Raw genomic sequence first — 21,030 nt, 5'->3', positions numbered from 1 at the left:
CCCCGCTTGCGGGATGAAATGAAAGGAGAATGCCCTATGGAAACGAAAGCCACAGATCTCACCGAGCTGTTTGGAAGCATGGTCTTCAACGAGGACGCGATGCGGCAGTACCTCTCCTCCAATTCCTTCAGCGCCTGGAAGGAGTGTATTGAGAGCCAGACAGAGCTGGACCTGGCCATCGCCAACGATATCGCCGACGCCATGAAGCACTGGGCCGTTGAGCGGGGCGCCACCCATTTCACCCACTGGTTCCAGCCCATGACCGGCTACACCGCGGAGAAGCACGACAGCTTTATCACCCCCGCCCCCGGCGGCAAGGTTTTGCTGGAGTTCTCCGGCAAGGAGCTGGTCCGGGGCGAGCCCGACGCCTCCTCCTTCCCCTCCGGCGGCCTGCGGGCCACCTTCGAGGCACGGGGCTACACCGCCTGGGACCCCACCGCCTACGCCTTCCTGCGGGACAACACCCTGTATATTCCCACCGTGTTCTACTCCTACTCCGGCCAGGTGCTGGATAAAAAGACCCCCCTTCTGCGCTCCATGGACGAGGTGAGCCGCCAGGCGGTGCGCATCCTGCGTCTGTTCGGCGACACCGCCACCAAGCGGGTCACCGCCCAGGTGGGCCCCGAGCAGGAGTACTTCCTCATCGACGAGAAGGACTTCGCCAAGCGCATGGACCTGCGCATGTGCGGACGCACCCTGTTCGGCGCCTCCGCCCCCAAGGGCCAGGAGCTGGAGGACCACTACTTCGGCGCCATCCGGCCCCGGGTGGCCGCCTACATGCAGGATCTGGACCGGGAGCTGTGGAAGCTGGGGGTCCTGTCCAAGACCAAGCACAACGAGGTGGCCCCCTGCCAGCATGAGATGGCCCCCATCTACACCGACGCCAACACCGCCTGCGACCACAACCAGATCACCATGGACGTGATGAAGAAGGTGGCCCGGAAGCACGGCCTGGTGTGCCTGCTCCATGAGAAGCCCTTTGCCGGCATCAACGGCTCGGGCAAGCACGACAACTGGTCCCTGGCTACCGACTCCGGCGACAACCTGTTCAAGCCGGGCAGCACCCCCAGCCAGAACGCCCGCTTCCTGCTGTTCCTGGCCGCCTTTGTGAAGGGGGTGGACGAGTATCAGGACTTCCTGCGCGCCACCGTGGCCTTCGCGGGCAACGACCACCGCCTGGGGGCCCAGGAGGCTCCTCCCGCCGTGGTGTCCATCTTCCTGGGCGACGAGCTCACCGCCGTGGTGGAGTCCATCATCCACGGCACCGAGTACTCCGACCCCGGCAAGAAGTCCCTGCGGGTGGGGGTGGACGTGATGCCCCCCATCCCCCAGGACAACACCGACCGGAACCGCACCTCCCCCATGGCCTTCACCGGCAACAAGTTTGAGTTCCGGATGCTGGGCTCCTCCCAGTCCATCGCCGGCCCCAACATCGCCCTGAACACCATCATGGCCGAGGAGCTGGAGCAGTTTGCCGACGAACTGGAGGGGGCCGACGACTTCAACGAGGCCCTGGCCTCCCTCATCCGCCGGGTGTTCACCCAGCATCAGCGGATCATCTTCAACGGCAACGGCTATGAGGACGCCTGGCTCCAGGAGGCCGCCCGCCGCGGGCTGTCCAACCTCACCTCCACCGCCGACGCCCTGCCCATCTACACCGCCGAGAAGAATGTGGCCCTGTTCACCAAGCACGGCATCTTCACCAGGGAGGAGATGGAGGCCCGCCGGGAGATCCACATGGAGAACTACTGCCATGTGCTGTCCATCGAGGCCAACACCATGGCGGATATGATCAAGCGGGATATCCTGCCCGCCGCCTCCGCCTACGCCGGGGAGCTGGCCCGCCGGGCCCTGGGCCGGGCCGGCAGTTCCGCCTGCCGGTACGAGACCACCATAGAGGGCCGGATCTCCGAGCTGACCGACGGGCTGCTGGCCGCCTGTGAGAAGCTGGAGGCCGACTTGAAGGGGGCTCCGGAGGCCGTCGAGGCCCGGCTGACCTACTTCCACGCGGTTGTCTTTGAGGACATGACCGCCGCCCGGAAGCTGGCCGACCAGCTGGAGACCCTGGTGGAGCGGAAGGCGTGGCCCTTCCCCACTTACAGCGACATGCTGTTTTACATGTAACAATTCATCCTTCTTCTTTTCTTATGCTGAAACAGCCGGTTCCAAACGGAACCGGCTGTCAGCATGTCGAAAAACCTCTGTTCAAACGGATCCGCCCGAGTGTTGGCGGGGGGAGCTCGAGGGGGCGGCAGCCCGCCTCGAGTGGGATCGAATGCCCTGAATGCCTTGCTTGGCAAGGCGTTCAGCGAGCGCAGCGAGGACTTTTCCGCCGCGCAGCGGCGGGAAAGTATCGGCATTTTTAGTCAGCTTGTCAAAAAATTTCTGATGAGATAAATCCGCTCGAATTGGGGCGGAGAAACCCGAGGGGCTGGTCAGGGGACCAGGGCGCAGGCGGGGTGGAAGGTGTGGACCGTCTCCTCCCCGCGGAGGATGCGCAGGCCGCCCAGGGCCAGAGCCTCCATCTCGTTCTCCCCGGGGATGACCACCACCTTCACCAGGTTGTGGAGGTAGTCGATGACCATGCCGGTGAGCTTCTTGGAGTTGGCCAGCCCTCCGGTGAGGATGACGGCGTCGATGAGCTCGGTGAAGCAGCCCAGCATGATGCCCACCCCCTTGGCGATCTGAAGGGCCTGGGCCTTATAGACCAGAGCGGCCCACTCGTCCCCGCTCTCGATGCGCCGCTCGATCTCCTGGCAGTCGTGGGTGCCCAGCAGGGCGGACATGCCTCCCTCGCCCCGGAGCTTTTTCAGCATCTCCTTCTTGGTGTACTTGCCCGAGTAGCACAGGTCCACCACGTACAGCATGTTCAGGCTGCCGGAGCGGTCGGGGGAGAAGGGGCCGGCGTCGTCGGACACCGAGTCGATGATCCGGCCGCGGCTGTGGGCGGAGATGGAGATGCCGCCCCCCAGGTGGGCCACAACAAGGTTCATGTCCTCATACTTCCGCCCCAGGGCCTCGGCGTACTTGTGGGCGGTGGCCCGGGCGTTGAGCACATGGCAAAAGCTGGTGCGGGTGACCTCCTTGAAGCCGGTGACCCGGGCCTCGGGGAGCAGCTCGTCGCTGGTCACCGCGTCATAGATGTAGGCGGGGATGCCCAGGGGCTGGGCAAAGGCACGGGCCATGAGGCCGCCCAGGTTGGAGGCGTGGTCGAACACCGGGTAGTTGCGCAGGCAGTCCACCAGGTTGTCGTCCACCACATAGCCCCCGGCCACGATGTTGGGGATGATACCGCCCCGGCCCACCACGGCGGACAGGGTGGACAGGCCGATCCCCTCCTGTCCCAGCCAGCCCCGCACCAGGGCCACCCGGTAGTCCAGCTGGTCGTACAAGGTGGGGTAGGGGGCTAGGTCCTGGTTGGTGTGGACAATGCTTTTCATGGCCACCTGCCGGTCGCCGTCATAGACGGCGGCCTTGGTGCTGGTGGAGCCGGGGTTCAGAATCAAGAGGCGGTAGGACATATCGGTTCTCCTTATGGTAAAAACAATAGGACTGATTACGGATTGGACTGGGCCATGGCGGCGGCGATGGCGATGGAGTCGTACTTCTCCTCCGGGGCGGCGCTGCGGGAGTTGATGGTGATGGGGACGCAGGCCCCCAGCACCACGCCGGCCATCTTTCCCCCGGCCATGCCGTAGAGGGCCTTGCACATGAGGTTGCCCGCCGCAATGGAGGGGACCAGAAAGACGTCCGCGTCTCCCGCCACGGGGCTGCGGTAGCCCTTGATCTCCGCCGCCGCCCGGTCGGTGGCCAGGTCGAAGGAGATGGGCCCCTCCACCAGACAGGGGCCGAAGTCCCCCCTGGCGCCCTCCTCCTTCAGCGCGGCGGCGTCCTCGGTCTCCGGCATGCGGGGGCTCACCGTCTCCGCGGCGCACAAAATGGCGGCCTTGGGCTGCTCATACCCCAGAAAGCGGCACAGAGACAATACGTTTCGTAATATCTCCCGCTTCTGATTCCGGTCCGGAGCGATGACCATGCCCCCGTCGGAGACGAACATCAGCTTGTGGTAGGCGGGCACGTCCAAAATGGCCACGTGGGACAGCAGCTCCGAGGCCCGGATGCCCGTGTCCGGCTGGACCACCGCCCGGAGCAGGGCGCCGGTCTGGAGCATCCCCTTGATGAGCAGCTTGCCCCGGCCCTGGCGGATCAGGTCCACGGAGCGCTGGGCGCACTCCCCCTCGCCGCCGGCCTGCACCAGCGCCTCCTGAGGAATTTCCTCCCCCTGGGAGCGGGCGATGGAGCGGATGCGCTCCACGTCCCCTACCAAAATAGGGGAGATCAGCCCGTCCCGCCGGGCCTGGAACACGGCCTCCAGGGTGTGCTCGTCGTGGGCGGCGGCCACCACCGCCGGCTGGGGGGCGGCCTCCCGCAGCTGCGTCTTCAGCTCCTGAAATCCAGAAATAACCAAGGAAATTTCCTCCTGAAAATATGGGTTGTACGGTATCTGTATTGTATCATTCCTCGTGGGAGAAGTAAAGATTTCCCGGGGAGAGGAAAGCGGGAGCTGCCCCGCAGGGCAGCTCCCGGACTACTTGAAATTTTGGATCAGCCCCGCCCGGCCAGCACCTGCTGGTAGTCCCGGTAATTCTCCTCCAGCAGGCGGGGGGTGTCCAGACCGTAGGGGCACTTGGACATGCAGGCGCCGCAGTGGAGGCAGTCCTGGATTTTGCCCATCTTCTCCTGCCACTCCGGCGTGAGCCAGCCCTCCGCCGGGGCACGGCGGAGCATGAGGGACATGCGGGCGCAGTTGTTGATCTCAATGCCCGCGGGGCAGGGCATGCAGTAGCCGCACCCCCGGCAGAAGTCCCCGGAGAGCTCCTTCCGGTCCCGGTCGATGACCGCCTGGCGCTCCGCCGTCATCTCCGGGGGATTTTTGACGCAGTCCAGGAACTGGTCCAGCTCCCAGTCGTACTGGACGCCCCAGATGGGGACCACGGAGGGCTGTGTCTCCATGAAGGCGGCCGCCGTCAGCCCGTCCCGGATGAGGCCGCCGGCCAGGGCTTTCATGGCGATGAAGCCCATGTCCGCCGCCCGGCACTTGTCCACCAGCTCCAGCTCCTGGGGACCGGAGAGGTAGCTGAAGGGAAACTGGAGGGTGTCGTACAGCCCGGAGTCGATGGCCTCGTGGGCCACGGCCAGCCGGTGGTTGGTGATGGAGATGTGCCGGATCTTCCCCTGGCGCTTGGCCTCCAGGGCGGCCTTGTACAGGCCGTCCTCCCCGCCGGGCTTGGGGCAGAAGGCGGGGTTGTGGAACTGGTAGATGTCAATGTAGTCGGTCTGGAGGGCGCGCAGGCTCTCCTCCAGGTCCTTCCGCATCCCCTCCGCCGTCACCGCCTGGGTCTTGGTGGAGATGATGATTTTGTCCCGCATGCCGGCAAAGGCGGCCCCCACCTTCTCCTCGCTGTCCGAGTAGGCCCGGGCGGTGTCGAAGTAGTTCATGCCCCCGTCGTGGGCCCGGCGGAGCAGGGCGACGGCCTCCTCCTTGGTGATGCGCTGAATGGGCAGACAGCCGAAGCTCTGCTTGCCGGCCACCAGCTCCGTGCGGCCCAGTCGTACTGTTGTCATTGTGTTCTCCTCCTCTGCGTAAAAGGTTCTCTTCTCACTCTATTATTAAAAACCGGGCCGCCTCTCAGTGTCAAGAGGCGGCCCGGAATTTTTACGGCAGAGGTTCCGCTGTGATAAACAGCTCGTACAGCCGGCTGAGCATATCCCAGGTCTGCCGGTCCATGACTCCGGTCTGCTCCAGCTGGGCCAGATTCTGGAGCCACAGGGTGTTCTGGACCGAGGCGTCCCCGTGAACGCCGTTGGCCTCCCCCTCAGCGATGCCCTCCAGCCGCTGGCGGAGCAGATGGAACATGGTCTGGGGCAGAACCATCGTACCGCCGGACATGCCGGGCTGAACCTGGTGCCCCTCCCCCGGGAAGATGCGGAGGGTGCGGGGGGGCGCGGTCTCCCGCTCCAGATCGATCCAGGCGTCCCGGATGGCGTTCCAGGTCCGCTGGTCCACAATGCCGGTGACGGGAGGCGCCAGCTCCCGCTGAAACAGCATGACGGCCTCCAGGGTCCGCTCGCCAAAAATCCCGTCCAGCGCCAGTTGAGGCAGAAAATCATATCTGCCGGCAAGCCGCCGGAGCATATACTGCAGGCTGCGCACCGGATTGGAGAGCATCTCCTCCTCCAGCTGCTGCGGTGTAGTCATACCAGACTCACTCCTTTCTGATCACTGCTCCCCAGCTCCAGGTCCTGGCCGGGGAACTGGCCGTGGCGGCTGGAGGCGCCGTAGCGGTAAGAGGCGTCCTCCCGGGACATGGCCTGGGCCGCATTCCCCTGGGGGAAGTTGATGTTGTCGTTGCGCAGGTCCCGCTCGATGCCGGTGAAGTCCCCGTAGATGGAGTACCAGGTCTCCTCCCCCACCACGCCGTCCACCTGAAGGCCCCGGCTCTGCTGGTATTCCCGCACCGCCTGGGCGGTGCGGGCCCCGTACACTCCGTCTACCGCAAGCTCGGTGAGAGCGGGGTCGAACTCGGCCGCCAGCGCCAGCATGTACTGGAGCACCGACACGTCTCCGCCCCGGTCCCCCTGGCGGAGAATGCCGGGGTACTGGAAGGAGAAGCCCTGGAACTGCTGGCCCATACTCACCAGCTCGGATAGGCGGCTGAGCCCTACGTACAGATAGACCATCTTGTACCAGGTGGCCTTGCCCACCACCCCGTCCGCTGTCAGACCGAAGACCGACTGGAAGGTGCGCACCGCCGACTGGGTTTTCTCGTCAAAGGTCCGGGTCACCGGCCAGAGCTTCGGGATGGCCGGATAGCCCTGGGAGATGCGGTTGAGCATGGTCTTCATGGCCACCACATCCGGCCCGGTGGAGCCCAGCCGCAGGGGATAGCCCGGGTAGGACTGGCCCAGGGACTGGACCGGGGCGTTTTCCACAAGCTCGATGTCGTCCCCGTAGTAGTAGCGCAGGATCTCCATGGGGCCGTAGCCCTGCTGGGCCAGCTCCTGGCTGCCCCACTGGGAGAGTCCGGCGCAGGTGGAGGTGGTGCCGTTGCAGAATTTGGCGGCCAGGGGCTCCACAAAGCCCTCTCTGCGGATGTAGTCGGTGAACATCTCATCCACGGTCCGGCTGATGTTCTCAAAGATATTCCGGTCCCGGATGAACTTCTGGTCGTAGGCGGTGGTGGAGGTGATCTGAAAGTCATAGCCCCGGCTGGGATAGAACTCGGTGTACACCCGGTTCAGGGCGAAGGAAGTGATGGCCAGGATGTTGGCCTGAATGGCCGCCGGCTCCCAGGTGGGGTAGATCTCGCTGGAGGCCACATTTTTCACGTAGTCCGGAAACGAGACCGTCACATTCTCCGCCCACTCATCCGGCGCTCCCATGTGCACCGTAATAGTGCGGGGCACGTAGGGGGTCACTTGCACAGGCATGGGGACACCTCACAGGGTCTGGCCGGGAATCTCCCGGATATTGTTCTGAATCAGGCTGGACTGCCCCTCGTTCAGGGGCTCCAGCTCCATGGACTGGAGAGTCTCCACCCCTTGAAAAATCTGGACCCCCTCCACCAGCAGCATGGCGTAGCCCGGATGTTCCGCCCACACGTCGCACACGGCGTATGGGGGGACCGAGCTGCCCGGGTGGGTGCTCTCCCCCAGGGCAGGAGTGGAAATGGCGACGGGCTTTGTGGCGCCGCTGCGGTCGGTGGCCTGGACGGACAGCAGCTGGTACTTTCCGCCCTCCCCCTTCTGGGTGACCACCACGGTGGCCCCCTCCACCGGCAGCTGGGCCCGGGAGGTAATGACACGGACCGTCAGGGTCCCGGTTCCTTCCATAAGCGTTCCTCCTTCCGGCGGCGCCCCATAAGGGCCCGCCTGTCTTGCTCCATGCTATGCCGGGGTGGAGAGAGAGGTGCGGAGGCAAAAAGGGAGCGCCGCTGAGCGGCGCTCCGAAAAAGCAGGGAAATTGAGTTTAAGAGACGTAATTCAGACCGGAGCCGCGGACGGTCTCCAGATTCTCGGTGAGGGAGGACAGCCACTCGCTGGTGTCATCCGTTTTCCAAGTGGACTTTACCGTGTACTCCCAGGCGGGGTCGTCCCAGCCCACAAAGTACATGATGTGCCAGCCCTGGATAGAACTGCTCTCATTTTTGACGATCCCGGTATCCCCCGGCTGGCGGGCGGGGTCCAGAGCCCAGTTCAGGAAGTTGGGCTCCAGGCTGTCGGTGCTGGAGATGCCGGTGTACAGACCGCCGGTGGACTGGGAGCCGCTGTCGTCCGTATTCTGGACGGCCAGGGCGGCGAAGCTGTCCTCCGTGGCGTCCCCGGCCTTCCACTGGTCCAGAAGGGCCTGGGCCTCGGCCTCGGCGGCGTCGAACTCCTCCTGAGTGGGGGTGGTGCCGGAAGAAGCGGCCCCGATCAGAATGTGGCGCACATCGGCGGTGGCGGAGTCGTCCCGGGTCCGGCTGTCAAACTGGACCACATAGTAGTTGTATGCGCTGCTCTCACTGCGGTCCAGCTCGGCCAGGGTAATGTCCCCGCTCTGGCGGGCGGCGTCATACAGCCAGTCGGCATAGGCGGCGGAGGAGAAGGTGGAGCCCATGGCGGTGGTGTGGATGGAGGAGCTGTACAGCGCGTCGGCGTACTCGTCGGCCAGGGCCTGAGCGTCCTCACCGTTGGTCAGGCGGCTCTGAATCGCCTGGGCGGTGGCCAGAGCGTCGGCCTTGGCGGTCTCCAGGGCGGCGGTTTTCTCCTCGTCGGTCATCTCCACCGTGTTGCCCTCCTCATCGGTCTGCTCCTCCACGGTGGCCTGGACCGTAAAGACCGTGTAGCCGAAGGTGTCCAGGTCGTTGGCGTGCTCGCTGTAATAGGTCTCTGCTTCCTCGTCGGTATAGGTCAGGCTGTCCTGATAGTGCTGCCGGTAGGAGTCGGCCAGCACCTGGTCGGCGTAAATCTGCCGGAAGGTGTCCTCATCCATATAGCTGCCGTAATTCAGCTTGAGATAGCTGGAAAGGCTGTCATAGGAGCTGTTGGAGCGCCAGACGCTGTCCAGGGAGTTCAGCTGGCTCTCCAGATAAGCCTGATCCTTCTGGGGGAGAGTGTAGCCCTCGCTTTCGGCGGTGTGGACCAGGGCGGTGACCTGGGTCAGGTCGTCAATGGCCTGATCCAGCAGGTAGTCCCGCCAGGTCTGACCGCTTTCCTCGTCATAGACCTGTTCGGCAGGGTCCACGCTGTAATCAAAGGTGGAAGCGCCCATCATGGAATTGTAGTAGGCGGTGTTGAGCGCTGTCTGGTAATAATACTGGACCACAGCGGGGCCATAGTTCTCTCCGTCAATGGTGACAGCGGTGGAGCGCTTCTGGAAGAAGCCGCTGTCCCAGACCAGCAGGGCAATGGCCAACACCACGACCACGCCGCCGGCGATGCCGTACAGCACGTGCTTGCGGCGGTCCTTGTCCTCCTCGCGGTGATTTCGGCGCTGAACATAGGTGGCGTCCGACCGGGTTTTCTTTTCTCTGGATGCACTCACAGTTGATTCCGTCCTCTCATTGTGAACTTGCAAGTGTCCGGCCGCATAGAGACGCGGCCGGACGGGGAATTCTGTGCTATTATACAAGAATCTGCGGGAGGATTCAAGGGGGAAAGGGGAGAGAAACGTCAGCTTTTACAGTTTGTTCATGGGAAATCGGACAAATGTCCGGCGCGCATAGGCGTAAAAAAGACCGCGGCTTGCGCCGCGGCCCATATCCAAGTGAGTTTTATATACCCCGCTCTGGCCGTGTGGACCTGTTTAAAACCTGCACAAAATGGCAGGTGGGTCGCCTCCACAACGCTTTACTGCTTCCAACTTCCAGCCGACCTCAATGGGGGCCGGGAGGCCTGCAAGCCACGCCGTGAGGTGGGCGTCCCGTTTAAGAAATGTGGGTTTAAAAAGGCCCATCACGCACCGAGCAGGAAAACCCGCCTGAAGTCTGAATTATTCGTCCTCCTCCTGGAAAAACCGCTCCATGAAGAGGTTGTAGATCTCCTCGATCTCCTCGTCGCTGTCCAGGGTGGAGAGCAGCTCCTCGCCGTTCTCCTCCACTGCCTTCATGATCACCAGGCCGTATTCCTCGTCGTCCGCGTCCACGTCCACCGGTTCGCCGCTCTCCTCATCCTCCTGAGAAGCGGGGAACAGGGCGTGGTAGGTGACGCCGTTGTGCTCCAGGGTGTCCACCAGCTCCAGCTCAAACTCGTTGCCGTCCTCGTCGGTGACGGTGATAAAATCGGGGCCGTACGCCTCGCTCATAGGGGAATACCTCCTGCCTGTTTTCTGTCCCTATTGTAACCCGGATGGAGAGAAAATGCAAGTGGGAGAGACGTCAAAATTTTACCGGCCGGATAATCAGGCCGCTCCGAGCCGAAGAAACCGGGTTCTGGGCGGGAGGGGAGGCGGGCGCGGCGCCGGGAAAATCAGACGTTTGGCTTTACCGGGGCCGGGCAGCTGTGCTATAATAAAATTCACATGGGGCGGCGGAGTGGAAGAAATAAAGCCGCAGTACAGACCTGAATGGGATAAAAAACCTCCGGGGAGCGGGAGAGCCGCGCGGTAAACCGGATGGGCAGAGAGGAAGAATACCTTATGGATTTGACGGAGCGGACCCTTTCAAGCGAGACGGTGTATCAGGGCAAGATCGTCACCCTGCTGGTGGATCAGGCGGAGCTGCCCAACGGAATGCAGGCCAAGCGGGAGGTGGTGCTCCACCCCGGCGGGGTGGCCATTCTGCCTCTGGACCGGGATGGGAACGTGACGCTGGTGCAGCAGTACCGCTATCCCTTCCACCAGCTGCTGCTGGAGCTGCCCGCCGGAAAACTGGACGAGGGGGAGGACCACCGGGTGGCCGCCGCCCGGGAGCTCAGCGAGGAGACCGGCCTGGAGGCGGGGGAGCTGACCTACCTGGGGTGCATTTTAGCTTCTCCGGGCTTCTGCACCGAGAAGCTGCACATGTACCTGGCCCGGGACCTGAGCCGCGCCCAGAGTCATCCGGACGACGATGAGTTTTTAAACATTGTCACCATGCCCTTTGAGGAGCTGGTCCAAAAGGTGATGGACGGGACCCTGGAGGACGCCAAGACGGTGGCGACGGTCCTGAAGACCAAGGTGCTTTTGAATCTGTAAGGGAGGGAGCCAAGTTGGGAAAGACCATTCTGATTGTGGAAGACGAGCAGAACATCGTGGATATTCTGTCCTTCAACCTCAGCCGGGAGGGGTACGATACCCTGGAGGCCTACGACGGAAACACCGGCCTCCAGCTGGCTCTGGAACAGAACCCGGACCTGATCCTGCTGGACCTGATGCTGCCGGGGATGAACGGATTTGACGTGTGCCGGAAGATCCGGGAGGCGGGGTCCGCCGTGCCCATCCTGATGCTCACCGCCCGGGAGGAGGAGGCCGACAAGGTCCTGGGTCTGGAGCTGGGGGCGGACGACTATATCACCAAGCCCTTCGCCATGCGGGAGCTGCTGGCCCGGGTCAAGGCCAATATCCGGCGGGTGTCCATGGCGCCCGCGCAGCCGCCCCAGCCGGGGAGCGAACCGGGAAAGCGGCTGGATCTGGGCCGGGTGGTGGTGGACCTGGAGGGGGCCACGGTGTACAAGGACGGCCGGGCCCTGGAGCTGACCCAGCGGGAGTACGACCTGATCTGCTTTCTGGCCTCCCAGCCGGGGAAGGTGTTCTCCCGGGAGGCCCTGATGGAGCACGTGTGGAATTATGAGGGCTATGTGGGCGACGTGCGGGCCGTGGACGTGGCGGTGCGCCGCCTGCGTGAAAAGATCGAGGACGACCCCGCCTCTCCCAAGTTCATTCTAACAAAAAGGGGTATGGGGTACCTGTTCGGCGGTCAGCAGAACTGAGACCGGCGGGGGCGTCCTCCGGGACCCGCCGCAGGCGGGACGCCGGAAGTCCGGCGTAAATTCGGAGCGAAGCGGAGAATTTCCGCAGGGGCGATTCATTCGCCCCGAGGATTCATAAAAGAGAAGGGGCCCCCGGGAAATGCAGTTTCCTGGGGAGACAGACCCCGCCTCTCCCAAGTTCATTTTGACCAAGCGGGGAATGGGATACCTGTTCGGCGGACAGCAGAGCTGATTGTTATTTTAGAGTGAAGAGTTGAGAGTGGAGAGTGAAGAAATGGAGTTCGCCCAAGGCGAATGATTTTCAATATCCGGCGCAGCCGGACCCATATCTCCACTCTTCACTTTCCACTCTGAATGAAAGGGGGTGCCTCCGGTGCTTCGCAGCGTGCATATGAAGCTGGTGATGATCATGGTGCTGCTCATCCTGTCCCTGATGACAGTGGTGGGTACCTTCCTGATCAACTCCGTTATGGCCTTCTATCTGGAGGAGTTCTATACCCAGATGAGCCGGGTCTTTGATCAGAACCAGGCCCTGAGCCGCAACCTGGAGACCGAGGTCACGCCGGACGAGGACGGGGCGCAAGCCATTTTGAGCATCATGGAGGCATACTACGGCGATTTGGGACTGGACAGCCGCAGCCGCACCCTGTATATCCTGGACGGGGAGACCGGCGCCTACCTGACCGGAACCGACGAGGAGGAGGGGCGCGGACTGGAGTACGACTCCCCCAACCTGACCCGGGCCCTGGTGGAGCGGGAGGAGGGGACCGAGGCCAACATCGCCGCCGACTATATGGACGTGGCCCTGCCCATCACCCGGGGGGACAACCAGTACGTCATCTATATTCTGGACAACAAGGCCACGGTGAACAGCCTGATCAGCCAGATTTTCGGCCTGATTCTGGAATCTCTGGTCTTCGGACTGATCATCTCCATCCTGCTCTCCTTCCTGCTGTCCAAGACCATGATCATTCCCATTCAGCGCCTCACCGAGGGGGCCATGCGGGTGGCGGAGGGGGACTTTTCCCGGCGCATCGAGGTCACCTCAAGGGATGAGATCGGCGTGCTTACCGACACCTTCAACGACATGGCACGGCAGCTCCGGGACACCCTGCGCCAGGTGGAGAACGAGCGCAACAAGCTGGACACCCTGTTTCTCCACATGACCGACGGTGTGGTGGCCTTTGACCGGGACGGCCGGGTGATCCACTCCAACCCGGCGGCAGAGGGTATGCTGGGACGGCCCATTGGAGCGGATACCACCTACAAGGAACTCTTTGGGGGGCAGTTCTCCCTGAGAGAGGCCATGGCCGCCCCCGACCACTTGGAAGGAGAGGTCCGGGTGGGAGACCAGGTGCTGGACCTGCTGCTGGCCCCCTTTGACCGGGAACGGCAGGGAGGCGTGCTGGTGGTCCTGCACGACGTCACTGAGGAGCGGAAAAATCAGGAGATGCAGCGGGAGTTTGTGGCCAACGTCTCCCACGAGCTGCGCACTCCCCTGACCAATATCCGCAGTTATGCGGAGACCCTCTCCGACAGCGCCGGGGACATCCCGCCCGCCACGGAGAAGAAATTCCTGGGAGTTATTTTGAACGAAAGCGACCGCATGACCCATATTGTTCAGGATCTGCTTACCTTGTCCCGGTTCGATTCGGGACGGGATGAGCTGAAGCTGAGCTGGTTTTCCTTTGAAGAGGCGGTGCAGGACCTATACAACGCCGTCTATATGGAGGCCCAGCGCCACAGCCACACCATGAAGCTGCGCATGGAGCCCGGTCTGCCTCAGGTACGGGCCGACCGGGAGCGGATCATGCAGGTGATGATGAATATTGTCTCCAACTCCATCAAGTACACCCCGGACGGCGGGCAGATCCGAATTTCTGCGGGACAGAATGGCGGCCGGGTGTGGATGCAGGTGGACGACAACGGTATCGGCATTCCGGCGGAGGACCGTCCCCGAATTTTTGAGCGCTTTTACCGGGTGGACAAGGCCCGCTCCCGGCAGTCTGGGGGCACTGGCCTGGGGCTGTCCATCGCCAAGGAGATCGTAGACCGGCATGAAGGCGCGCTGGAGCTGGTGGACCGGGACGGCCCCGGCCTGTCGGTGCGCATGGAGCTGAACATTGAGGGACCCAGCCATGACGAGAGGAAATAAAAAACGGCGCATTGAGCGCCTTAAAAGCGCTCTGATCGTCCTGCTGAGCGGTTCGGCTGTCTTTCTGCTGATGCGCACCCAGGCGGCCATTGTAAGCACGGAGGATTCCGGAACCGCATATCAGGCGGAGGCAGAGAACTCCGCCTCCACAGAGAGCCCCGGGGCCACCGCGCGCCCTTTGCGCATGGCGGCGGCTATTCAGCGGGGGGGCGAAGTGGTGCGCTATGGGGTGCAGTATGACCAGGAGAGCACGGACAGCCTTTACCAGCAGTCGTACAGCCTTCTGGTGGAGGCCCTGAGCAGCGCCAGTCAGCCTTACGCTGTGAGTGAAACGGAATTCCGGCAGGCTCTGTCCACCGCGCCGGGCCTCTACTTTGACTGGCAGGGGGAGATTCCGGTGGCGGTCCTGAACGGGTGGCTGTCCGTGGACAATCAGACCCTCACCGGGACAGTACGGCGGATGGTGCTCACGGCGGTGGAGGGACAGGTGCTCCTGTACTATTGGGATGAGTCGGCGGATCAGGGCTGGGGCTGTGCTTCGGACGTAATCAGCTCCAGCCGCCTGAACGAGGCGGTGGGGGCGCTTCAGGAGAATGGAACCGTGTTCGCCTTTGAGGCTGAGGAACTGGGCGTGCTGGCGCCATATACCATGGTACAGGCCCAAACCCCGGTCCCTGTGGTTTACAGCGCCTCCAATCCCATTACCAGCGAGGAGCGCCGCCAGGCGCTCCAGGAGCAGCTGGGCTTTCCGGAGAACTCCATTTCCTACCCTGCGGCGGGAGAGTATGTGATCCGCAGCCGCAACGATACGCTCCACATCGCGGAGGATGGGCATGTGGCCTATGAGGCTGCGGCGGAGGGAAGCGACCGCTACCGCCTGCCCGGGACCGGCGTCTATGAGGCAGTGGAGGGCTGCCGCCGCCTGGCCCAGCAGACGCTGGGACAGAACAGCGGAGAGGCCGCCCTCTATCTGATCTCCGCGAAGGAGAACGGGGAAGAAAATTGGGTGGTGGAGTTTGGTTACAGCCTCAATGGGGCCCAGGTCCGCATTGGGGAGGAGGGCTGGGCCGCCCGCTTTGTGGTGGAGCAGGGGCAGATTACGGAATTTCAGCTGTGGTTCCGCAGCTATACGGACAGCGGGACCACCTCGGTGGTCCTTCCGGTCCGGCAGGCGCTGGCCGCCATGGAGACCAAAGGGCACGAGGGAGAGGAGCTGCTTTTGGTCTATTTGGACGGCGGAGGCGAGGGACTGGTCTCCGCCTCCTGGGCGGCCGCACGGGCCCTTGACACAGGGAGGTGACGGCGGATGGAGTGGTCCCGGATCAAGACGATCATACTCATAATTCTGGCGGTCACCAATGTGAGCCTGCTGGGATTTCTGGTCCAGCGGGAATTTCAGGTCCAGAATGCCCGGCAGGAGGCCAGACAGAACTCCATTCAATTCTTGAAGAACAACGGCGTGACAGTGGAGGATGAGACCGTCCCCGAGGAGATGACCCTGCTGCCCCAGACGGTGGAGTGGGACCGCGGGCAGGAGCGGGAGGCCGCCGCAGTCCTTCTGGGCGGCGAGGTGCAGGAGCAGGCATGGAGCGATGAGATCTACCGCTATTACAACGAGACGGGGAGCATCCAATTCCACCGGGACGGCACCTTCCAGGGGGAGTTTGTGGAGGGCGCTTTCCGACTGGAGGAGCAGGACGCCGCCGCATACAGCCTTCAAATCCTGGAGATCCTTGGCATCCAGGGAGAGAGCCTTTCCGTTCAGGCTGACGGCGGGGAGGAGGACGCTTTGACCGTGGTTTGCCGGCAGCTTTGGAATCAGGTGCCGGTGTTCAACCACCTGATCACGCTGACGTTCCAGGGGGACAGTTTGTCGGCAATCGAGGGACGGCGGCTGACGGGAGAACCGGCCCTGGACACAGGTCAGAAGCCTATCTCCATTCCCACCGCCCTGTTTCAGTTTTACCATGGGCTGGTGGCCTTGGGAGACGTGTGCAGCCGGATTGACAGCATCACTCCGGGCTATGTGACCAGTGCGGGAACAGGGCCCTCGTCCCTGACCCCGGTGTGGTATATTGCCACGGATACCCGGAATTACCGGCTGGACACCCTGACCGGGGAGCTGAGCCGGGCGGAGGAGAGCGGCGCCTGAGGACGGCCGCCTCTCTGAAAACAAGAAAAAAGTGCTTGACAAGAGGGCGGGACACTGCTATACTGCTAAAGTACAACAAAGCAGGAACGGTGCCCCGTCCTCACCCCAGGCCAGAGCCAAAGGGTCAACATGGAGAATCCCCGCCGGAACATCTGTGTTCGGTGTGGTTTTGCTGTGACGCGGGTGCCATTCAGGCAGACGCGTTTTATTTTTTTGTTTGGAGGTGCTTTCCCATCGCTAACACAGGTCATCAAACCAACGAAGAAATCCGGGATAAGGAGGTCCGCCTGATCTCGGAGAGCGGCGAACAGCTGGGCATCATGTCCTCTCAGGAGGCGCTGCGCCTGGCCGAGGAGCGTGAGCTGGATCTGGTCAAAATTTCGCCCAATGCCGTGCCCCCGGTGTGCAAGCTGATGGACTACGGCAAGTACCGGTTCGAGCAGACCAAGCGTGAAAAGGAAGCCCGGAAGAACCAGCGCGTGGTGGAAATCAAGGAGATCCGGATGTCCCCCAGCATCGACGTGAACGATTTCAACGTCAAGCTGCGCAACGCCCAGAAGTTTCTGGCCGAGGGCAACCGGTGCAAGGTCACCGTCCGGTTCCGGGGCCGTGAGATGGCGCACACCAACATCGGTCAGGAGCTGCTGCTGAAGTTTGCCGAATCCTGCGGCGAGGTCGCCGTGATGGATAAAAGTCCGAAGCTGGAGGGACGGCATATGTCCATCTTCCTGTCCCCCAAGCCGGTCAAGGACGCGAAAAAGTAAGTCGAAAAGGAGTTTTCTGTTATGCCGAAGATCAAGACCCACAGCGGCGCCAAGAAGCGTTTCGCTCTCACCAAGAACGGCAAGGTCAAGCGTGCCCACGCCGGCAAGCGGCATCTGCTCAACGGCCACGGCAAGACCACCAAGCTGAAGAGAGGCCTCCGGAAGGGCGGCTATGCGGATAAGACCAACGAGGCCGCCATCAAGCGCATGATCCTGTATAAGTAAGAGAAGGAGGCTGAAGAACAATGGCAAGAGTGAAGGGCGCGATGATGACGCGCAAGAGAAGAAATAAGATCCTGAAGATGGCCAAGGGCTACTGGGGCGCCAAGTCCAAGCACTTCAAGATGGCCAACCAGGCCGTGATGAAGTCCGGCGTGTACGCCTATGTGGGCCGCAAGCGCAAGAAGCGCGATTTCCGCCGCCTGTGGATCACCCGGATCAGTGCCGCCTGCAAGCTCAACGGCATGAATTATTCCACCTTCATGAACGGGCTGAAGAAGGCCGGGATTGAGATGAACCGGAAGATGCTGGCCGAGCTGGCCGTCAACGACAAGGCCGCTTTCACCCAGCTCACCGAGACCGCCAAGAAGGCCCTGGCCTGAGCGACAACTTGGATTTAACGCATCCCCGGCTTTCCTCAAGGGAAGCCGGGGATCGTTTTCTCTTATCCCCCGCTTTGCGCTTAGACAAAACGGCTCCGCAGGTGTTACCTGCGGAGCCGTTTCAAATTTCATAGATCATTCAGCGTGTTCTTCCGGAGGATCACGCCGCCGCCTCCAGCAGCGCCTCGAAGAAGGCCATGAACGCATCGCTGGTCAGCGCATCTGCCTCAGGATGGAACTGGACGCCCAGCGCAAAGTGGTTGTCCTGGTACTCCAACGCCTCGATCACACCGTCGGCCGCAGAAGAGACCACAGTCAGGCCATCCCCCACCCGGTCAGGGTTCACAGCCTGGTGATGCCAAGAGGCCACGTTGTCCAGAGTCGTGCCGCCCACGATATCGTACAGCAGGGAATCCGTATCCGTCACCGTAATGCTGTGGCGGGCCCAGTCCGGCGCCGCGCGATGCGCGGTGGAGTCCGGGGTGTTCATATAGGTATTCAGATCCTGGATCAGGCCGCCGCCGCACACTACGTTGAGCATCTGCATTCCGCGGCAGATATCCAGCATGGGCTCATCGGTATCCACAGCCGCCTTGATCAAATTATAGTCGGAAGTATCCCGGATGTCGCGGTACTCGGTATTATCCTCCAGCAGCGGGCTGGCTTCCTCGTTGTAAAGGGCAGGATTGATATCCTCACCGCCGGTGACCACGATGCCGTCCACCTGGGCCAGCGCGTCTACCGCCTGGTCATAGCTGGTGATCTGAGGGAGGTGGGTCACGACGCCGCCCGCGTCACGGATGATGTCCTGAATATCGGTATAGTCTACAGGGTCCCCGCCCCAGGAGATGCCGATGACGGTCTTATCCGCGGCATAGCCCACCAGGGTCTCAAAGAAGGTCATGCAGGTATCCACATCGCACAGAGCGGCCTCGGGGTTCTTGTCATACACGGCCAGCTTACAGTCGTTCTCCGGGTGGAACTGGACGCCCAGGCAGAAGGTGTTGTTCTGATTCTCCACGCCCTCAATGATGGTCACGCCATTGTCCACTGTCTGCGCCACCACGGTCAGATCGGTGCCCTCTACGCTGCGGACGGCCTGGTGATGCCAGGAGGAGACGTTGTCCAGCGTATCCGCATTCACGATGTCGTACAGCCAAGACTCCTTGTCAATGATCTCGACGCTGTGGCGGGCGTAATCCCGGTTGGGCGTTCCGGCGGGCATACGGTGCAGGTCGTTATACTCCGCGCCCTGCTCGGCGTAGTAGTCGGGGATCTCCTGGATAAAATCGGCGCCGGAGACGATACTCATCATCTGCATGCCCCGGCAGGCAGCCAGGGTGGGCACATCATTGTCAATGCAGTAGGCCATCAGGGTGTAGTCGGAGATGTCGCGGGTGGCGTTAATCTCCTCGCCGCCGTTGGCCTCCTCCTGAGGTACTGCGAACAGGGAGGGGCTGATGTCCTCGCCGCCGGTGAAGAACACGCCGTCGATGCCCTCCATCACCTCAGCCACGTTGGTGGCGGAGTAGTTGCGGGCCTTGATCTGGTCGGCGTACTCCTGCAGCAGGTTGCCGGTGTCCTCCACATAGGCGCTCTGGATCATGCCGTCCGCGCCGTAGCCCACGGCCGTGCTGGTGACCTGGTAAAGTTCCACCGGGTTGCCGCCGGCGGCCTCAATGACAGCCTTGAAGCCGGCATAGTCCTGGTCGTTGGCCTTCCAGGTGATGCCGATATAGGGCTTGCCGACGAGGGAGGAGCCGTTCTCCAGCATGGTCTGGAACTGGCCCTCAGTCACCGCCGCGTCGGCGCTGTAAGTGATTCCGTCCGTCAGTCCGACCCGCGCCGCGGTGGTGCTGTAATCAGAGGGCCAGGAGGTGAGCATTTCCTCAGGGACGCCGGCATACTGCATGATGGCGGCGGCAGCTTCCACCTGGGTGGTCTGGGCGTCCGGGCTGAAGGTGTCTGCGCCGGTGCCGCTGATCAGCCCCTGGGCATAGGCCAGGTTGATGTAGCCCTTGTACTCGCTGTCCTCCGCCACGTCGGAGAACACGCTGGCCTGGCTCTGATACTGGGCGACCTGGTCGGTCAGACCGGCGCCCTCCACCAGGAGCTTGGCCATCTCGCCGCGGGTCAGGGTGTCGCCCTCAGCGGCGCCGGCGGTGACGGCCATCGCCAGGGTGAGACCAGAGGCGATGGTCAGGGACAGGGCTCTGCGGAATATCTTTTTCATAAGCTGGACCTCCTTCAATTTCTACCAGCCGGGCAGAGAGGAAGGGGACGCCACGGAGAGAATTCCTTTCTGTCGCGGCTCGTCAAAATGACGCATCTTCTGTGAAAACAGATGAATCATTTTGATCAAATTCAGTATAGCGCAGGTATAAATTTTTTGTCAAGTGGGAAAAGCCTTTTTGAAGAAAAGCTTTCTATTCCGGTGAAAAGTTGAATTTTATTCTTAAAAGAGACTGAAAAGACAAGAAAATGACAAAAAATATCTGAGTCTGGTTTCGCGCAGCCGGAGGGGATCAGGGGAGACGTGTCCGCTCCCGGTCTGGATGCTCCCCGGACCAGGCGGTCTGAGGCATGGTGGCGATCCAGGACATCTCCTCCTGGGACAGGGAGAACCGGAACAGGTCCAGGTTTTCCCACATACGCTTCGGACTGGAGGATTTTGGGAGGGGGAGCACGCCGTTCTGCAGGGCGAAGCGCAGGCAGACCTGGGGGACGGTGACCTGGTGAGCGGCGGCGATCTCGCTGAGCAGGGGGTCGTCCATCAGCCTCCGCCGCCCCAGGGGAGACCAGGCGGACACCTGAATGTGGTTCTCCCGGCAGTACTGAACCGCGGCGCTCTGAAGATAGCCCGGGTGGTACTCCAGCTGATTCACCATGGGGAGAAGCCCGCCGCGGGCGGCGAGATTCATCAGATGGTGGGGCAGGAAGTTGCTGGTGCCGATGGCCCGCACCTTCCCCTGCTGATACAGCTCCTGCAGGCAGTCCCAGACCCGGGCGTCCAGCTCCTTCCAATCGGCCCGCTCCAGGTCGGGGCGGGGCCAGTGAATCAGGTAGAGGTCCAGGTAGTCGGTTCCCAGAGTCCGGAGGGAGGCCTCAAAGGCCGCCCGGGGGTCGTCCATCTGGGTACGCCAGAGCTTTGTGGTGAGGAAAAACGCCTCCCGGGAAATCCCGCTCTCCCGGACGGCCTGGCCCAGCGCCTCCTCCGTCTGATAAAATGAGGCGGTGTCAAAGTGGCGGTAGCCCGCCTCGATTGCGTCAAGAAGAATCCGCTTCTGCTCCGGGGGATTCAGGGCGTAGCACCCGAAGCCGATGGCGGGGATATTCATGCCGTTAGATAGAACAAAAGATTCCATTTCAAAGACCTCCTTGTCGTGGAAAATACCTTACCATTTTATC

General features: G+C 62.3%; 19 protein-coding genes and 1 other RNA gene. 9 read left to right on the top strand and 11 right to left on the bottom strand.

Features of this window, described 5'->3' with window-relative positions:
* Positions 1 to 36: 36 nt before the first annotated feature.
* Positions 37 to 2,124: a glutamine synthetase III gene (locus tag B5F19_RS06230; RefSeq protein WP_087289038.1), complete on the top strand. Its 2,088-nt coding sequence runs from the start codon at positions 37 to 39 to the stop codon at positions 2,122 to 2,124.
* Positions 2,125 to 2,435: 311 nt separating this feature from the next.
* On the opposite strand, the gene buk is transcribed toward B5F19_RS06230, so the two are convergent.
* The 9 genes from buk to B5F19_RS06185 form a co-directional block, all read right to left on the bottom strand.
* On the bottom strand, positions 2,436 to 3,521 hold the full coding sequence (buk, locus tag B5F19_RS06225) for a butyrate kinase (RefSeq protein WP_087289036.1): 1,086 nt from the start codon (positions 3,519 to 3,521) through the stop codon (positions 2,436 to 2,438).
* A 35-nt stretch (positions 3,522 to 3,556) separates the two neighbouring features.
* Positions 3,557 to 4,468: a bifunctional enoyl-CoA hydratase/phosphate acetyltransferase gene (locus tag B5F19_RS06220; protein ID WP_162612536.1), complete on the bottom strand. Its 912-nt coding sequence runs from the start codon at positions 4,466 to 4,468 to the stop codon at positions 3,557 to 3,559.
* A 137-nt stretch (positions 4,469 to 4,605) separates the two neighbouring features.
* The gene (locus B5F19_RS06215; RefSeq protein WP_087289032.1) at positions 4,606 to 5,625 is read right to left on the bottom strand and encodes an aldo/keto reductase; all 1,020 of its coding nucleotides are present in this window, start codon (positions 5,623 to 5,625) and stop codon (positions 4,606 to 4,608) included.
* A 91-nt stretch (positions 5,626 to 5,716) separates the two neighbouring features.
* A complete protein-coding gene (locus tag B5F19_RS06210; protein ID WP_087289030.1) occupies positions 5,717 to 6,259 on the bottom strand; it encodes a peptidoglycan-binding protein in 543 nt (180 codons plus the stop codon).
* Positions 6,256 to 7,491 carry a peptidoglycan-binding protein gene (locus B5F19_RS06205; protein WP_087289028.1) on the bottom strand — a complete coding sequence of 412 codons (1,236 nt, stop codon included), beginning with the start codon at positions 7,489 to 7,491 and terminating at the stop codon, positions 6,256 to 6,258. The genes B5F19_RS06210 and B5F19_RS06205 overlap by 4 nt, the downstream gene beginning before the upstream one ends.
* Positions 7,492 to 7,500: 9 nt before the next feature.
* Positions 7,501 to 7,893 carry a spore cortex-lytic protein gene (locus tag B5F19_RS06200; protein ID WP_087289026.1) on the bottom strand — a complete coding sequence of 131 codons (393 nt, stop codon included), beginning with the start codon at positions 7,891 to 7,893 and terminating at the stop codon, positions 7,501 to 7,503.
* 136 nt (positions 7,894 to 8,029) lie between these two features.
* Positions 8,030 to 9,586 carry a peptidylprolyl isomerase gene (locus B5F19_RS06195; RefSeq protein ID WP_087289024.1) on the bottom strand — a complete coding sequence of 519 codons (1,557 nt, stop codon included), beginning with the start codon at positions 9,584 to 9,586 and terminating at the stop codon, positions 8,030 to 8,032.
* Between the two features lie 231 nt (positions 9,587 to 9,817).
* Positions 9,818 to 10,017: non-coding RNA, 6S RNA (gene ssrS / locus B5F19_RS06190), on the bottom strand.
* 16 nt (positions 10,018 to 10,033) lie between these two features.
* Positions 10,034 to 10,345, bottom strand: coding sequence for a DUF1292 domain-containing protein (locus B5F19_RS06185; RefSeq protein ID WP_087289022.1), 312 nt, complete (start codon positions 10,343 to 10,345; stop codon positions 10,034 to 10,036).
* 333 nt (positions 10,346 to 10,678) lie between these two features.
* Between B5F19_RS06185 and B5F19_RS06180 the strand changes: the two genes are divergently transcribed.
* The 8 genes from B5F19_RS06180 (at position 10,679) to rplT (ending at position 17,622) form a co-directional block, all read left to right on the top strand.
* Positions 10,679 to 11,215: an NUDIX hydrolase gene (locus tag B5F19_RS06180; protein ID WP_087289020.1), complete on the top strand. Its 537-nt coding sequence runs from the start codon at positions 10,679 to 10,681 to the stop codon at positions 11,213 to 11,215.
* Between the two features lie 14 nt (positions 11,216 to 11,229).
* A complete protein-coding gene (locus B5F19_RS06175; protein WP_087289019.1) occupies positions 11,230 to 11,949 on the top strand; it encodes a response regulator in 720 nt (239 codons plus the stop codon).
* A 373-nt stretch (positions 11,950 to 12,322) separates the two neighbouring features.
* Positions 12,323 to 14,104 (top strand): ATP-binding protein, encoded by a 1,782-nt coding sequence (locus B5F19_RS06170; RefSeq protein ID WP_087289017.1) that lies wholly within the window; start codon positions 12,323 to 12,325, stop codon positions 14,102 to 14,104.
* Positions 14,088 to 15,404: a hypothetical protein gene (locus B5F19_RS06165; RefSeq protein ID WP_087289015.1), complete on the top strand. Its 1,317-nt coding sequence runs from the start codon at positions 14,088 to 14,090 to the stop codon at positions 15,402 to 15,404. The genes B5F19_RS06170 and B5F19_RS06165 overlap by 17 nt, the downstream gene beginning before the upstream one ends.
* Before the next feature lie 6 nt (positions 15,405 to 15,410).
* Positions 15,411 to 16,256 carry a hypothetical protein gene (locus tag B5F19_RS06160; RefSeq protein WP_087289013.1) on the top strand — a complete coding sequence of 282 codons (846 nt, stop codon included), beginning with the start codon at positions 15,411 to 15,413 and terminating at the stop codon, positions 16,254 to 16,256.
* Positions 16,257 to 16,444: 188 nt separating this feature from the next.
* Positions 16,445 to 17,020 carry a translation initiation factor IF-3 gene (gene infC / locus B5F19_RS06155; protein WP_087289063.1) on the top strand — a complete coding sequence of 192 codons (576 nt, stop codon included), beginning with the start codon at positions 16,445 to 16,447 and terminating at the stop codon, positions 17,018 to 17,020.
* Positions 17,021 to 17,041: 21 nt separating this feature from the next.
* Positions 17,042 to 17,245 carry a 50S ribosomal protein L35 gene (gene rpmI / locus B5F19_RS06150; protein WP_087289011.1) on the top strand — a complete coding sequence of 68 codons (204 nt, stop codon included), beginning with the start codon at positions 17,042 to 17,044 and terminating at the stop codon, positions 17,243 to 17,245.
* A 20-nt stretch (positions 17,246 to 17,265) separates the two neighbouring features.
* A complete protein-coding gene (gene rplT, locus B5F19_RS06145; protein WP_087289009.1) occupies positions 17,266 to 17,622 on the top strand; it encodes a 50S ribosomal protein L20 in 357 nt (118 codons plus the stop codon).
* Between the two features lie 160 nt (positions 17,623 to 17,782).
* Here the strand turns inward: rplT and B5F19_RS06140 are convergent, their stop codons facing one another.
* On the bottom strand, positions 17,783 to 19,855 hold the full coding sequence (locus B5F19_RS06140) for a gamma-glutamyl-gamma-aminobutyrate hydrolase family protein (protein ID WP_087289007.1): 2,073 nt from the start codon (positions 19,853 to 19,855) through the stop codon (positions 17,783 to 17,785).
* Between the two features lie 292 nt (positions 19,856 to 20,147).
* Entirely contained in the window at positions 20,148 to 20,987 is an 840-nt protein-coding gene (locus B5F19_RS06135; protein WP_087289005.1) for an aldo/keto reductase, read from the bottom strand.
* Between the last annotated feature and the right edge of the window lie 43 nt (positions 20,988 to 21,030).

The organism is Pseudoflavonifractor sp. An184 (assembly GCF_002160305.1).
In the GTDB taxonomy this organism is placed as follows: Bacteria; Bacillota; Clostridia; order Oscillospirales; family Oscillospiraceae; genus Lawsonibacter; species Lawsonibacter pullicola.
Note: the sequence above shows the minus strand (reverse complement) of the source record. Positions and strands in the feature narration are given on the sequence as shown.